Origin of the sequence: Parabacteroides sp. 52 (assembly GCF_010500925.1) — a bacterium.
Taxonomy (GTDB): Bacteria; Bacteroidota; Bacteroidia; order Bacteroidales; family Tannerellaceae; genus QVMG01.
Genome location: NZ_QVMG01000013.1, coordinates 47,795 through 61,679, shown reverse-complemented (window position 1 = coordinate 61,679; position 13,885 = coordinate 47,795). Strand labels below are relative to the sequence as shown.

13 protein-coding genes are annotated in these 13,885 nt (G+C 40.2%); 11 read left to right on the top strand and 2 right to left on the bottom strand.

What is annotated here, in order from left to right; all coding sequences use genetic code 11:
• Positions 1–114 precede the first annotated feature (114 nt).
• The 8 genes from D0T51_RS08925 (at position 115) to D0T51_RS08890 (ending at position 5,914) form a co-directional block, all read left to right on the top strand.
• Complete coding sequence (locus D0T51_RS08925; protein WP_163728161.1) at positions 115–693, top strand: tyrosine-type recombinase/integrase; 579 nt, start codon at positions 115–117, stop codon at positions 691–693.
• Positions 694–1,035: 342 nt separating this feature from the next.
• A complete protein-coding gene (locus tag D0T51_RS08920; RefSeq protein WP_163728158.1) occupies positions 1,036–1,467 on the top strand; it encodes a hypothetical protein in 432 nt (143 codons plus the stop codon).
• Between the two features lie 5 nt (positions 1,468–1,472).
• Complete coding sequence (locus D0T51_RS08915; RefSeq protein ID WP_163728155.1) at positions 1,473–1,841, top strand: hypothetical protein; 369 nt, start codon at positions 1,473–1,475, stop codon at positions 1,839–1,841.
• 5 nt (positions 1,842–1,846) lie between these two features.
• The gene (locus D0T51_RS08910; RefSeq protein WP_163728152.1) at positions 1,847–2,191 is read left to right on the top strand and encodes a hypothetical protein; all 345 of its coding nucleotides are present in this window, start codon (positions 1,847–1,849) and stop codon (positions 2,189–2,191) included.
• 11 nt (positions 2,192–2,202) lie between these two features.
• Positions 2,203–3,069 (top strand): penicillin-binding transpeptidase domain-containing protein, encoded by an 867-nt coding sequence (locus D0T51_RS08905; RefSeq protein WP_163728149.1) that lies wholly within the window; start codon positions 2,203–2,205, stop codon positions 3,067–3,069.
• A gap of 60 nt (positions 3,070–3,129) precedes the next feature.
• A complete protein-coding gene (locus tag D0T51_RS08900; RefSeq protein WP_163728146.1) occupies positions 3,130–3,582 on the top strand; it encodes a hypothetical protein in 453 nt (150 codons plus the stop codon).
• Positions 3,583–3,674: 92 nt separating this feature from the next.
• A complete protein-coding gene (locus tag D0T51_RS08895) occupies positions 3,675–4,436 on the top strand; it encodes a hypothetical protein (protein WP_203583357.1) in 762 nt (253 codons plus the stop codon).
• A 479-nt stretch (positions 4,437–4,915) separates the two neighbouring features.
• Complete coding sequence (locus tag D0T51_RS08890; RefSeq protein ID WP_163728140.1) at positions 4,916–5,914, top strand: malate dehydrogenase; 999 nt, start codon at positions 4,916–4,918, stop codon at positions 5,912–5,914.
• 146 nt (positions 5,915–6,060) lie between these two features.
• On the opposite strand, the gene D0T51_RS08885 is transcribed toward D0T51_RS08890, so the two are convergent.
• Entirely contained in the window at positions 6,061–6,783 is a 723-nt protein-coding gene (locus D0T51_RS08885; protein ID WP_163728137.1) for a porin family protein, read from the bottom strand.
• Positions 6,780–8,582, bottom strand: a complete 1,803-nt coding sequence (locus D0T51_RS08880; protein WP_163728133.1) for a LysM peptidoglycan-binding domain-containing protein — start codon at positions 8,580–8,582, stop codon at positions 6,780–6,782. The genes D0T51_RS08885 and D0T51_RS08880 overlap by 4 nt, the downstream gene beginning before the upstream one ends.
• An 80-nt stretch (positions 8,583–8,662) precedes the next feature.
• On the opposite strand from D0T51_RS08880, the gene D0T51_RS08875 reads away from it, so the two are divergent.
• The 3 genes from D0T51_RS08875 to uvrA are packed head-to-tail and all read left to right on the top strand — an operon-like array spanning position 8,663 to position 13,872.
• Positions 8,663–10,006: a gliding motility-associated C-terminal domain-containing protein gene (locus D0T51_RS08875; protein ID WP_163728130.1), complete on the top strand. Its 1,344-nt coding sequence runs from the start codon at positions 8,663–8,665 to the stop codon at positions 10,004–10,006.
• A complete protein-coding gene (locus tag D0T51_RS08870; protein WP_163728127.1) occupies positions 9,993–10,964 on the top strand; it encodes a lytic transglycosylase domain-containing protein in 972 nt (323 codons plus the stop codon). Before D0T51_RS08875 ends, D0T51_RS08870 begins: the two co-directional genes overlap by 14 nt.
• 58 nt (positions 10,965–11,022) lie before the next feature.
• Entirely contained in the window at positions 11,023–13,872 is a 2,850-nt protein-coding gene (gene uvrA / locus D0T51_RS08865; protein WP_163728125.1) for an excinuclease ABC subunit UvrA, read from the top strand.
• The last annotated feature ends 13 nt before the right edge of the window (positions 13,873–13,885 follow it).

Genomic DNA, 13,885 nt, shown 5'->3' with positions numbered 1-13,885 from the left:
TAACCCCGGCTAAAAAGAATGTTTGCCAACCTCAAAAACAACTACAAAAATGACCTCGTTTTGAAACGCAACTTTAGGGGGTCACTTTAAATTGGCCGAAGGGGGTCACTTTCGATGGAATTTCCAACAACAGCGGATTTCCTTAATTGGGATGAAATGACAAACCTTGTCAGACGATTAGCAAAAGACGGAGATTATAACTTCTCTTTACTAATTGCGGTAGGAAGTTTTTGGGGATTAAGAATATCTGATATTCTTGCGCTTCGATGGAAACAGATTCTAAATACAGATGAATTTAGCATACAAGAGAAAAAGACAGGTAAGAACAGAACGATCAGGATTAATCAACAGCTAAAGCGACATATTTCGGAATGTTACAAGAATATCAATCCGATTAGTATCAACTCTCCTATACTTGTGTCTCAAAAAGGAACAGTTTTCAGTATCCAGAGGATCAATCAGAAGCTTAAAGAGATCAAGGTTGAGTACAATCTTAACATCAGAAATATATCCACGCATTTTATGAGAAAAACGTTTGGAAGACAGGTGTACAACCAAAATTCTGACAATGCAGAAATGGCACTTGTGAAGCTTATGGAACTGTATAATCATAGTTCCGTGAGTATTACTAAGCGATATTTAGGATTGAGACAAGACGAGTTAATGGAAACTTACGATTGTCTATCTTTCTAACGAACATACATAAACGCTTTTTGTTATATTTGCATAATTCTACGTCTCAAAGCGTTGAGAAGTGGAAGGACATATTAAGACAATAAAGCGTTTAAGATATTATCCATAACTCGGAATCTGGTAAATTCTTTTAATCAATTGGATAATAGCACAGATGCTTCACGTCTATGATGTATATATCTGCCTTTAAAAGGTGGTCTATATAATCGTATGGCGTGAGGGCTGTGTCTATCCATTGATTTTAGCTTACCAGAGCTACGAGTTAGGATAGATTTTACAGTTCCTCACGCTTTTACTATTTAATAACGTCTATCAGGAGGAGGCAGACATAAAATATTTTTCATGAAAGAGTTGCTAATATTACTAAAAAGGAATGACAGCAGTGCTGCTTTGTTGGTTGTTCATGTTATTTATGAGCCTATTGGTAATAATGGTTATGAATATCCTCATATATATGTTGAAGAATTAAAGAAAAGAAGAAAAGATACCAATAATTTATTTCCGACTGATAATAGGATGTATGATAGGATAGGGACTTCTATTTTACGGAAAAATCTATCAGGAAAAATCACAGAGGACAAATTGACAATAGAGGAGAATGGAAATTGTATTGATTTAAAGAATTTTACGCAGATAAACAGAGACATTTTAGACAAAGAAAGTTCTTCTATCATATCAAAAATAATTTCAGAAAACCGTGAATCATTTAACATCGGAAAGAATGGCACAATACAAGATCAACTATATCACAAATATTTCAGAAGAAAACTGTAAAAGTCATGTTGCAATATAAAATATCCACATTAGAAAATACTTGTCAATCCTATTCAGAATACTTTATTAGTAAACATGGGATTGACAAGTTTAATAAGGTATCTGAAAAAGTTCTTATATCTAACAAGTTAGCAGAACTTCATGGTATCTCAATACAAATATCAGGAACACCTACTGCCAGAGATTTTCTATCAGCTATTAAGAGTATTCCTTATTTCATGCTGGCAGGAACGGACACTACTATTTTAGCTTGTCTTTTAGCTATTAAACAATGGGATGAAAAAGTAAACAAAGTCTATCACTTTGCTCAACCATACGCTTTAGACAATAAAGTACAATCACTTTTTAAAATGTTTGGAATATCAAATACATAAATAATATGAGTTGGTTTGGATCAAATAATAATGTAACTACTATGTTGCAAGCTAAGATTGGAGAAATGAACCAATCTATAAACAGTATTGAAACAATACTAAATAGAGACAAAGGAATAACAATGAGTAATCTCCAATCAGTTGCAGCAGTCATGCAGAAAATGGAAACATTACAAAGTGAGATACAGTCTCTTTTGGAACAATTAAGTGCTTCTCAAATTGGAAATCTAAGAGTAAATTGGATTGACGGAAGATCACTTTCCTTTCAGATGTGGGAAGGTTCATTTAGATTAGTTGCACAACAGATTCATGCAGAGATAGAACGATTTGAAAGAACGCATAATTTTTAAGAAGAGCAAATATGAAAAATGTCTATTACCTTTTTACCGTCTGTTTACTTTTATCATGTACGCAAAGTAAGCACGAAAATAGAACAAGAGAGATTTTATCTGATAAACTAACAGAGTTACAAGCTGACTTTGGCTTAGTTGTTATCATGGATAATAAAGGTGATATAGTCTCTATGGTTAATCTCATTTCAGATAATGGAGCATATAAAGAAGGAAGCAATGAAATCTTTTATACTCCAAGAAGGATAGGTACTCTTTTTACTCCTATCTCTATGCTGATAGCTTTAAATGAGATTTCATCTACTGATATAGTTGATGTTGGAGAAGGTGTTCTTTTACTGGATCAAGGTACAATATCAGATCATAATGCTGATAGAGGTGGTTATGGCGAGATTACAGCAAAACAAGTAATAACCTTTGATTCTAATGTCGGAATAGCTAAGATCATATCAGAAAATTATGATTCTGACAAGTTTATTGAATCAATTAAGAATCTTGGTTTAGATGTTGAAATAGGAGATATACCATTACAATGGTTAGCTTGTGGATATGGAGTGAAGATCAGTCCGATTTCTGTTCTATCGTTTTATAGTGATATAGCAAATAATGGATCACCAGAGATTAAGGAGATGTTACAGGAAGTGGTAAAGAACGGAACAGGTAAACCTACTGAATCAGAAGTTATAAGTATTGCAGGAAAATCTGGAACACTTAATTTAGAAGATAAACATGAAGTATCTTTCTGTGGTTACTTTCCTGCTGACAATCCTAAATATACTTGTTTGGTTATTATCTCCAATCCTAAAAATGGCTATCCTTCTGGTGGATTAATGGCAGGAAGTGTGTTTAAGGAGATTGCAAATGCAATAAGTTTTTAAATAAATTAGAATTTGGGGAGTAATTATATTGTGAGAAAGGTATTGATACTTTGGAAAAACATGACATTAAGGGGAAAAATCATACTCATTCTTATCTCTCCTTTTATTCTTATTCTATTACTTGTTTTGTTGCTAGTCATGGAAATGATTATATCTCATATGTATGGAGATTATCAGGCTAAATATCAATACAAAAGTAAGGCTGACATCGAAAGTTTTATTGGTATAGTATTTCCAAATTACAAAGAAATTGGCAGAGAAATGGAAGGACATAATAGATATGGAGATTCTTATAAAGTTAATGTCACTTTAAAACTGGAAGATAGTCCAGAACTAAAAATATTTTACGAAAAGTTTAAAGATTTAGCTTCTGTTGCTCCTGATTGGTATTCTTCATCTGAAAATAATTGCTCATTTGGCGTTATAGATTGGGAGAATAGGATAAGCTACTTTTTGGATATCAATAAAATAGAAAATACAGCTACTCTAACTTATGGAGGAAGAGGGAAATGAGCTATTTAGAATTACTAAAAACAAAACTCCTTAGAGGTTTAGGATATGGTATCTTATTATTTACCATATTGTGTTTATATACAATCTTTTACATGGCTTCAAAAGGAGTGTTTTCCCTTGTATATGTTGTAAATTACCCTGAACTTACAAATATCTCTCACGATTATTTTCATCTCATGTATACATTTTTATTCCTATTCTCAATTAGCTTTTGCTTAGGATATGAATTTGTGGATCATAAGATAAAGTACAAACGGATTTTCTATCTGATAAACGGTGTATTGTTTCTTGTCATAATAGGTTTGATTTACATATACGACCCTTTAACTTCTCTATTTCTGTTTGGCGTACTACTTTTCTCTATATTTTTAAGGGAATATGCTTTCAGGAAGTGGTTAAACAGAGAAATAGAAAACAAGAGAAAAGCAGGATTGGTTCTTGTTTTTACTGAACTATTTGGAATACTTACACTTATCTACATTTCATCTTCTTTTTCTCCGTTTTCTGGCGCATATAGGTGGATTGAACTTTTTTCTGTTATTAAAATACCCTTTCTGATAATCCCAGAAGATGTTGAAAACCTCTTATGTATATCAACTTGGATATTGTTTGGATTATTGCCAATGGGATATGCGATAAAGTACAAGGTATCTTATAGGAAACTTATAACTATAATAGCTTTGCTTCCAATAGTTCTTCTATTGCTTATACTTGCTTTTTTCTTACTCTTTAGCTTTATAAGATACTATAAGGAGATTCCAGAGTATATAAAACAAGAAGTATTAAAAAGATTACCAGATGAGTTTGTGCATGTCATACGACAATTTTATGTACAATTCATAAAAGCAAATTGAACAAGAAGTTGAGACAGCTTTTCGTGAGATTCAGGTTATATACCTTCTTCAAAAGCTGTCTCATAAAAATATCGTTCTATTCAGAATACATCAAAACAAAAAACTACTTTTGTACTATTCAAACAAGGTTTTGACTTGAGTGATTTAGAGAGTTATTTAACGTAATTATAAACATTGTCTGATTTCAAATCTGTCACAAAATAGTAACGAATGAGATAATTGCTGCTGATTAGGTGGACTTAATTCGCTATTAGGTAATTAGTTGCGGAAATTTCCGCTGTTTTTCCTTCTAAGCTGTGGGTCATGGGTTCGAATCCCATCCTGATCACCCTAATAAAGCAGTTAATTCTACGGAGTTAGCTGCTTTTTGTTTTTTTATCAACTCCTACCCTTTCCTCCCTTTTCTTTATCCTTTTAAACAAATGAGTCTCTATTGTGTTTGTTTAATAAAGTGTTTATCAAACAAAAACAATGCAGGTATGAAATTTCTTACATCGGAAAAATTAACAATTATCGGAGCCGCAGGAATGATTGGGTCTAATATGGCACAATCAGCTGTGAGTATGGGTTTGTCGTCGAATATTTGTCTGTACGATCCTTATAAGAAAGGATTGGAAGGTGTGGCAGAAGAATTGCTGCAATGTGGGTTTAACGGGGTTGATATAAATTATACCGATCGTATAGAGGAGGCGCTTAAGGATAGCAAGTATATTATCACATCAGGAGGGGCGGCACGCAAAGAAGGCATGACCCGGGAAGATTTGTTGAAAGGCAATGCCGAAGTGGCTATTCAATTAGGGAAGGATATAAAACAATATGCTCCGGATGTCAAACATATTGTCGTTGTATTCAACCCGGCTGATATAACCGGCTTATTGGTGCTTCTGTATGCCGGTTTGAAACCCTCGCAGGTGTCTACACTTGCTGCCTTGGACAGCACAAGGTTACGCAATGAATTAGCCAAACATTTATATATACATCCGGATAAAATAATGAATTGCAGGACGTATGGAGGACATGGCGAGCAAATGGCAGTCTTTTCTTCTACGGCGACTGTGGACGGCCAGCCCTTAAACAGCCTCATTGGTACCTCTGTATTGGCGGATACAATCTGGCAGGAAATAAAAGAAAGGGTCGTGCAGGGTGGAAAAAGAATCATAGAGTTACGGGGACGTTCTTCTTTTCAAAGCCCGGCCTATTTATCGTTAGAGATGATACGTGCCGTGATGGGCGGTCCGAAATTTGACTGGCCTGTGGGTGTGTATGTTTCGAATAAGGACTTTTCACACATAATGATGGCTATGGAAACAAGGTTGGATAAGGAGGGCGTACATTATCAGATTGTAGAAGGTACGCCTGATGAACAGGAAGCTTTGAAACAAAGCTATGGACATTTGTGTCGTTTGAGAGATTCGCTTATCCAATCCGGTGTTATTCCCCCTATGAATGAATGGAGTTCCATCAATCCGAATTTATAATCATCCGATTGTCTGGAGTATTTTGTTGCCGATGCGCATCGACAGTGTTGCCGAAGCGCATCGGCAATATTGCTGAAGCGCATCGTTAATATTGCCGATGCCCATCGGCAATAGAATATCCGCCATTAAACGCCGTCAAATAGGATTCACCATTTTTTCAATGTGAAGAGGTAAGTGAGTTTGACAGAGAGGGTTTGTCCGTTGGATTTTGCGAATTTGTCTACCTTTTTACTTCCGTATATATTTCCTAAAGCCATGTAATAGCGTCCTTCGAGTAGGAAGGAACCTATGCCTGTGCGTAATTCCAATCCGGGACCTCCACAGAGTCCCCAGTCGAATTTGTTTTCTACCGTCATAGCATGCTGGTAGTTGATACGGTTCGGCCCGTTATTCTGTTCGTTTTCGTCTCCGTCGAAATTCGGCCATTCACCATGTAGATCGGCTTTGGACGACTCTTGGAACATATAACCAATCTTAGGTCCTAAGTTAAAAATGAACCGGGCTTTCTGGCTTCCGAAATAGATATGTGTGAGAAAGGGCATTTCGATATAACTGAGGGTACGGCTATAGGCATATCCTACGGGTTGTTCTTTGATCTCATCATCCGGGAAGCTTTCTTTCCACCCTTGTTGGCTGAGGTTTAGTTCGACACTTAGGCCCAGGTTCTTCTCGGTGATCCAACGCAGTGTCGCTCCCCCGGTTATTCCCATCAGCATAGACTGATCCACTTTAGGCGTAAAACCGATTGAGGAGAAGTTGACTCCTCCATTCACTCCTACGGCTAATTCCCTTTTGAATGGTTGTTGTGCCATGCATCCGGCGGTCCATGCCAGGGCGGCAACGATTAAATATATATATTTTTTCATCATTGGATATCGCTACGACAGACGGTTCGGTCGTTCTTATATTGAACAATAAATACGTTGGTGTTGATAAAGCCTCCCCAGTTATTCACCCGCTCGAAATGGAATCCGGTCTGAAGACTTTTGTAATCTATCTTGTCCAGGTTGTTTTCGAAGTTAGAACCATACTTGCTTAAGGCTTCAAAGAAGAACATAGCCGTGTCGAATCCCAATATACCATATTTGGGGAAAGTGTTGATAAGGTTCTTGCTGTACCAGTTTTTATACTTTCTATAGAAGTCTTGTACCTCTGCAGACAGGTGGTCGGTATAGAAGTTGCTGTAAATATACGTATTCAGCGCATAAAAGTCGTCCAGGCATTCGGCTGTATACGTTTGCCAGTCCGGATAACCGAAGAGATTGATTCGGTACGGCGTTTCTCCTTCCGGTGAAAATTCGGCTAAGGTGCGTATGTGCGGACGGATGTAGTTAAGAGCTTCCAAAGAAGAAGAAGAGGGGATCACAATGTTTCTTTTTTCCGGATCCAGTCTTTCCTTTATATCGGAAGCAAATGTCTCCGCATTGTATGTCAATTCTTTATAAGATATGTTGCGTTGCTCCATCTCTGTTTGCAAAGCTTGGATGAAATCTTTTTTCTCTTTATTGTCTTTGATATGCACCAATACGATATTGTCTTTTTGGAAGAGGTTGCACCCGGCTTGTGCCGCGTTTGAGTATAGGTATGAATGGGGTGTGTTTACCTGGAAAACACTGGCGTTAGAGAGTACGTCATCGTTTTGAGAGGTAAAAGGTATTATGTATTTGATACGATGCTTTTGGGCGAAATCGGCTACGGGTTTGATTTGTTCATTTTGTACAGCGCCGATGATCAGGTTTGCTTGCAGGAGTTCTTCCTTTTTTAATATCTGATCTACCTTTTCCATGCCATCACCTGTGTCGAAGACAAAGAGTTCGAATGACTTACCTGCATTGCGTAAACTGTCGACGGCCATTAACATGCCTTCGTAATATTCGACAAAATGAGGGATCCGACTCGCGTTTTTGGTTGTGAAAGGCAACAATAAAGCCACTTTTATGCGGTCTACATGTTCTATTTCTTTGGGTTCGGCAAGCAAGTCATGAGCCTCTTCCTGTAGCATATGTATGTCTGTTGTGACAATCTCTTCTGTTTGAACAGGGATTTTAAGAACCATTCCGGCTTTCAGCCCGTTTTTTAACTGGGGATTGTGTTTGATGAGTTCGGTGCTGGAGATATTGAATTTCCGGGATATGCGATAGATTGTCTCTTTGCGTTCAGCCGTGTATTCGATTTCTTTGGTAAGTATTTTTTTCTCTGTCGTAGGAAGTGTCTCGATACGGGTCGCCGGGATACGGATGTTTTTACCGATAGTAAATGTAGAGACAGAGAGTCCCGGATTGGCACGGATAATATCGGTTTGCAGAACCTTGTATTTGATTGACAGGGAGTATAAGTTTTCTTTGGGAGAAATGGTGTGGTAGGTATAAGCCGGCTCTTCTGTTTCAATAGGAGCGATGGCTATATCCCGTTGGGGTATCTTGAGTGTTTTTCCTGCTTTGATGCCAGCGCGGCTTTCGGGGTTCAACCGGTAGATATCTTCTACACCTATTCCGTACATCGTTGCGATGGCATAGACTGTTTGTCCCCGTTCGATAGTATGATAAAATATATCATCTCCTTGTGCGTTTGTAAGAGTAATATGTGGGTTATTTTCTTGTGAATGGAGAGAATAACAACTGCCGCACAAGAGTAATATCAATAGAAAAAATAGGCTAAACTTGTTCATTTGTTGATTGGAATATTTGGGGCAAAGATAGTGTATGTCGGTATAAAATACTAATTTTGGAAGCTAATTAGGTTATAGATATGCTAAGGAAAGATTATAAAAGATTGGGGATATTGTTCGTTTTTCTTTTTATCACATGGGTAGGCTGGGCTCAGTATACCGTAAGAGGAGGGAGCGGGGAACCTATGATGGCGGAGGAGAATACGCCTTATCGCCTGCAAGTGTATGTGGTAAATGGGATGAACGATGTAGAAATCAGTTATACCTCATCGACTGCCGGTGATACGCATCAATGGTATCGATATAAAGCGACTACTTCACAGAAAGAGAAAGTCGCCAGTACGCAGGATAGTCCGACGACATCGACCGTACGCAATATAGAAGAAGGATACGGTTATTATGTAGAAGAGCCGGGAGGTCCGATTCTTTATCGGTATGTATGGTTGATGGATTATAGTAAATACCTATTCGAAGCCAATCCTTTACGGGTAGCAGAAAGCACGATCTCTTGTACGAAGGTGCAACTGACCGGAGAGGAACCGATGAAAGCTATGCAATATTATGATCCGGACGGCAGGCTTCATACAATCAAACGCCATTTTGTCGTGTCCTATACTACCCTGCAATGGGTCGAAGCTGAGAAACGTTTTGTGCAGATAACCCACCAGGAGGAAGTGCATAATCCATTCAATGATTTACTGCCTGCGCCTTTGATGGATACGGAGTTTACCTTAAGGGGCGATCAGTTTGCCGAACATTTCAAGATAGAACGCCCGGCCGTTACCGACAGGTATTTAGCCGTGGCCATAGAAGTGCATACCGACACGACTGTAATTTCGCGGGAGACTCCGGGTATTAGCGGTAGCGGAGCCTCTTTGTCGTCGCCGGCGACTGTGCAATTTAGGGCTTATGCCAATCCGGTCGCCACCATGTTTCGTTGGAAAATATGGAATGAAGAAGATGAAGACAGTGTGCAAAACCCCTTAGTACGTCAGGGAGAGGAGATAGAATACACGTTTGACAGAGAAGGAAACTATAAAGCAGAGGTAGAAGTAAGCGGGCCAACGTCGTTAACGGCTTGTGCTGTTACTTCCGAGACCTATAGTATACAGATCGATCAAACCTACCTGGATGCTCCCAATGTCTTTTCTCCAGGCACCACGCCGGGAGAGAATGATGTGTTCAAGGTTGTTTATCGTTCGGTCAATAATTTCAAAGGATGGATCTTCAACCGATGGGGGGTGGAAGTCTTTAAATGGACAGATCCGGAACAAGGATGGGACGGAAAGAAAGGCGGGAAATATGTCCCCCCCGGTGCTTACTATTATGTGATTGAGTATACCGATTCAAGAGGTAAGAAAAGGGTGAAGAAGGGAGATGTAAATGTGGTAAGATCCAAAACAATACACGATGCGGTTTTATAATTATATATTTAGTTTTCTTGTAGGTGTCGTTTTTTGTGTAAGTATATTCCTCTTATTGGGTTCACGGGATACGGAACAGGTGCGGGAAGAGCGTCCGGTTGTTTCGGCTATGACTGTCACCCCAGAGGTACCCACGACTGTTGTGTTTTGTGGAAAGACGATAGATCTGACACGGTATAATATGCATGAAGGATTGGATCGTGAATTATCCAGTTTTACTTATTTCCATTCAACGACATTGCTTTTGTTTAAACGGGCGAACCGTTATTTCCCTCTCATTGAACCTATCCTGAAAGAATATGGTATTCCGGATGATTTTAAATACCTGGCAGTTATAGAAAGTCATCTGGACCCGCGTGTTTCTTCGCCCGCTCGTGCGGTCGGTACCTGGCAGTTTTTGGAAGCCACGGGAAAACAATACGGATTAACGATTACACCGACAGTCGATGAGCGTTGTGATGTGTATAAATCGACAGTGGCAGCTTGTAAATACCTGAAAGACGCTTATGCCAAATACAAGGATTGGGCAGTGGTGGCCTCTTCGTATAATGCAGGCATGGGGCGTATATCGGGGGAGTTGGAAAAGCAACATGTAGACCATTCCTTGGATTTATGGTTGGTAGAAGAAACGACCCGTTATGTGTACCGGATTATCGCTATTAAGCAGATATTCGAACATCCTTATAAATATGGTTTTGTATTGCGGGCACGTGATTTGTATAAACCGGTCGATTGTAAAGAGGTTACAGTCAGTAGGGATATAATGGATTTGGCGGATTATGCCCAAAAGCAAGGAGTCACTTATGCCGACTTGAAGCGTTTCAACCCTTGGTTGCGTGACCGGAAGTTACAGACGGCCGGCAAGTCCTATAAGCTATTGATCCCGCAAGAAGAAGATATGTATTATAAAACGCCTAATACCAAGGTGCATAACCCGGCTTGGGTGGTAGGCAATTAAGAAATATTTTATGTTTTGCCAAGCGACCTTCGGTTGCCAACAGACAATGAATAAATAAATGAACGAAGAGAAAGAAATAGAGAAGATTGAGGGAGGCCGGATTGTTGTTCTGGGTGCCCGTGTGCATAACTTAAAAAATATAGATGTAACCATTCCCCGAAATAAACTGACTGTAATCACGGGGATGAGTGGAAGCGGTAAGTCTTCTTTGGCTTTCGATACGATATTTGCGGAAGGGCAGCGGCGTTATGTAGAAACCTTTTCTGCGTATGCCCGTAATTTCCTGGGTAATATGGAACGTCCTGATGTGGATAAGATAACCGGACTGAGTCCTGTCATCTCTATTGAACAGAAAACGACCAACCGGAATCCACGTTCCACAGTAGGAACGACAACAGAGGTATACGACTTTTTCCGTTTGTTGTATGCAAGAGCGGGAGAGGCCTATTCCTACCTGAGTGGAGAAAAGATGGTGAAATATACGGAGGAACAGGTCTTAAAGCTGATTCTGGATGAATACGAAGGGGAAAAGATCTATTTGTTAGCCCCCTTGGTACGCAACCGGAAAGGACATTATAAAGAATTGTTCGAACAGGTAAGAAAGAAAGGTTATCTGAATGTCCGGGTGGATGGTGAATTGAAAGAAGTGCATCATGGTATGAAACTGGATCGGTATAAGATGCACAGTATCGAGGTGGTCATTGATAAATTGAAAGTAGCCCGCTCGGATGAACGCCGGTTGAAAGAGAGTCTGAAAGTCGGTATGAAGCAGGGAGACGGGCTGGTGATGATCTTAGATGCTGAGGTAGGGGAAGTACGCCATTACAGTCGCCGTTTGATGGATCCCCAAACCGGACTTTCTTACAGTGAACCAGCACCCCATAATTTTTCTTTTAATTCTCCGCAAGGAGCTTGTCCGAAATGTAAAGGGTTGGGGCAAGTGAATATCCTGGATATGGAGAAGATCGTGCCGGATCCGTCGGTGAGTATTTACAACGGAGGAATCGTGGCTTTGGGGAAATACCGCAACGCCCTTCTCTTTTGGCAGATTGAAGCGATCTGCGAGAAATATGGTGTGACGATTAAGACTCCTGTTCAAGAGATCCCTGAAGAAGCGATGGAGGAGATCATGCATGGAACGGATGAGCGTTTACAGATAAAGAACGAATCGTTGGGAAGATCTAATTATTTCCTGACCTATGAAGGGGTGGCCAAATACATTATGATGCAACAGGAAGGAGAGGCTTCTGCTTCTGCACAGAAATGGGCCGGACAATTTATCAAAATGTCGACCTGTCCCGAATGTAAGGGGCAACGACTGAACAAAGAAGCACTCCATTATCTCGTGGCAGGAAAGAATATAGCCGAACTGGCCGCCATGGATATATCCGAACTCTATGAATGGTTAGAGGGGGTAGAGGATAAGATGGATGTCAAACAAAAACAAATTGCTGTTGAGATATTGAAAGAGATTCGTTCCCGTCTCAGCTTCCTATTGGATGTCGGGTTGGATTATCTTTCTCTGAACCGGGCTTCGGCTACTTTATCAGGGGGAGAAAGTCAACGTATTCGCCTGGCAACGCAGATAGGTAGCCAATTGGTGAATGTCCTGTATATATTGGATGAGCCGAGTATCGGTCTGCATCAACGGGATAATATACGGTTGATAAAGTCCCTTAAACAGTTGCGGGATACCGGTAACTCCGTAGTGGTGGTGGAGCACGACAAAGATATGATGCTCCATGCCGATTATGTCGTAGATATGGGACCGAAAGCTGGCCGTCTGGGAGGGGAGGTGGTCTTTGTGGGAACGCCGGAAGAGATGTTGCAAGCAAAAACACTCACTTCCGAATACCTGAACGGAGTACAGGAGATAGCCCTGCCGGCCGAACGTAGAAAAGGAAATGGGAAAAAAATAACCCTCAAAGGGGCATCGGGGAATAACCTGCAAAATGTGGATGTTACCTTTCCATTGGGTACCCTGACTTGTATAACCGGGGTGTCGGGTAGTGGTAAGTCGACGTTGATAAATCAGACATTACAACCGATACTGAGTCAGCATTTCTACCGCTCCCTGGAAGATCCTTTGCCTTATGCTTCTATCGAAGGCATCGAATATGTGGATAAGATTGTGAACGTGGATCAATCTCCTATCGGACGTTCTCCCCGGAGCAATCCGGCAACCTATACTGGTGTCTTTTCCGATATCCGTAACCTGTTTGTGGAACTTCCCGAGTCTAAAATACGGGGATATAAGCCTGGTCGTTTTTCTTTTAATGTATCCGGTGGACGTTGTGAGACATGTAAAGGCAATGGTTATAAGACGATAGAGATGAATTTCCTGCCGGATGTACTGGTGCCCTGTGAAGAATGTCATGGAAAGAGGTACAACCGGGAAACGCTGGAGGTCCGGTTTAGAGGGAAGTCGATTGCTGACATATTGGATATGACCATCAATATGGCTGTTGAGTTCTTTGAGAATCAGCCGAATATATTGGCTAAGATAAAAGTGTTGCAGGATGTCGGGTTAGGGTATATCAAACTGGGACAACCTTCGACCACTTTGTCCGGAGGAGAAAGCCAGCGTGTGAAATTAGCTACGGAATTAGCCAAGCGGGATACGGGCAAAACATTGTATGTATTGGATGAACCAACCACCGGGCTTCACTTTGAGGATATCCGTGTCTTATTGGGTGTTTTGAATAAATTGGTAGAGAAAGGCAATACCATTCTTGTGATAGAGCATAATCTAGATGTTATAAAAAGTGCCGATTACATTATTGATATGGGACCGGAGGGTGGCCGCCGGGGCGGAGAATTGTTGTTTGCCGGTACACCGGAGGCATTGGCTGTGAGTGGTGTCGGCTTTACATCTTCCTTCCTGAAAGAGGAATTAGGCGGAAAATAAAAGGATAATTAAA